At 37.6% G+C, this 1,647-nt stretch carries 2 protein-coding genes; both read right to left on the bottom strand.

Annotated elements, in window-relative coordinates; translation table 11 throughout:
• Positions 1-416 (bottom strand): FGGY family carbohydrate kinase (locus AC220I_RS22275; protein WP_486726065.1); only part of this gene is annotated, 416 nt, incomplete at its 3' end.
• Positions 417-429: 13 nt separating this feature from the next.
• Entirely contained in the window at positions 430-1,470 is a 1,041-nt protein-coding gene (locus tag AC220I_RS22270) for an NAD(P)-dependent alcohol dehydrogenase (protein ID WP_486726064.1), read from the bottom strand.
• Positions 1,471-1,647 lie beyond the last annotated feature (177 nt).

Below are 1,647 nucleotides of genomic sequence, written 5' to 3'. Positions count from 1 at the left end.
TTCATCCATAAGAGTTTAGGCGCTGTAAAGCCAGGAAAAGCAATGTTGCCAGTGTAACGTGTTAAAGATTCTATACCAATTTCTTGGTTTAAAAAGTCTGTTTCCACAGTGCTTCTTTGGTCGTTCCATAGGATGGCAGGTCTTAAGATATCATCATTTTCATCTAAAACCACAAGCCCATGCATTTGACCACTAAAGCCAATACCTTTTACCTCTGTTTTGTCGATGTCCTTAATGAGCTCAACTAAACCATCAATACTCTTATCAAACCAATCCTTTGGATTTTGTTCTGACCAAAGTGGCTTTGGAAAGCTTAAAGGATAATCCTTCGTAACTTCCTTGATGATTTGACCATTTGCTTTCATAAGCAATAGTTTTACAGATGAGGTTCCTAAATCGACGCCGATAAAGTACATGAATTCACCTCTTCTATTTTATTTTAACAACGGCTTTAACCACATCCATAGGATTTTCAGTTACAAATGTGAATGCCTCGCTGATTTTATCAAATTCAAATTCGTGTGTAACGATGCTCTTAACATTGATTGTACCACTGCTAATGGCATTGATTGCTACAGGATAGAGATTTCTATATCTAAAGATCGTTTTAATAGTGCCCTCTTTGCCCATGAGCTTCATAAAGTCAAATGAAGTTTCAGCCTTAACAGTCATACCAACTAAAACAATGACGCCACCTGTTTTCACAACATCTGCAGTTTGAGCAACTGTAATTGCTGAACCGGCAGTTTCGATAACGACGTGTGCCCCTTTACCATCTGTTAATTTGTTGATAACAGATAATACATCTTCAGATTTTGCATTGATCACATGGTCTGCACCAATGTTTTTAGCAAATTCAAGACGTTTTTCAATGATATCAACGACGATAACCTTTGAAGCCCCTCTTGCTTTACATGCTAAAAGTGTAACTAGACCTATACAGCCAGCGCCAAATACAACAACTGTATCACCAAGCTTTACATCGCCTTGTGCAGCAGCATGAAGACCAACAGCAAGAGGCTCAACCAGTGCACCTTCCATGTTAGATACGTTATCCGGTAACTTGAAGCAAAGGTTCTCAGGGTGTTTTACATAGTTTGCAAATACACCATGATAAGGTGGTGTTGCGAAGAATTCCACATGCTCACATAAATTGTATTTACCAGATAGGCATTGTTCACATTTACCACATACAACACCTGGCTCAAGTGCAACTCTATCGCCTACTTTTAGGCTTTTTACATCGCTACCGATTGCAGAAACCACACCTGCAGTCTCATGACCTAAAATAAAATCACCTTTAACGACAAAATCACCTATGTTGCCATGTGTATAATAATGCGCATCTGAACCGCAAATACCTACTACATCTATTTCCACAAGAACTTCATGAGGTGCAATTTCTGGAACTGGAATTTCTTTAAAAACCATATTATTAGTGCCTGACATAAAGGCCGCTTTATTTTTCATGTTAGTATCCTCCTAGTTGAATAAAATTTGAAGTGTAATTAAGGGATGGGCATATGGATTTACCATATGCCCGGGGATTAAATAAAAAAACTTGTTTATTGCTAGTTATTGGTTATGAGTGTTAAATTTAAAATCATTTAGCACTAATGACTTGTGATTGAATAAGACTAGCTTACT

The organism is Fusibacter sp., from assembly GCF_057447755.1.
Note: the sequence above shows the minus strand (reverse complement) of the source record. Positions and strands in the feature narration are given on the sequence as shown.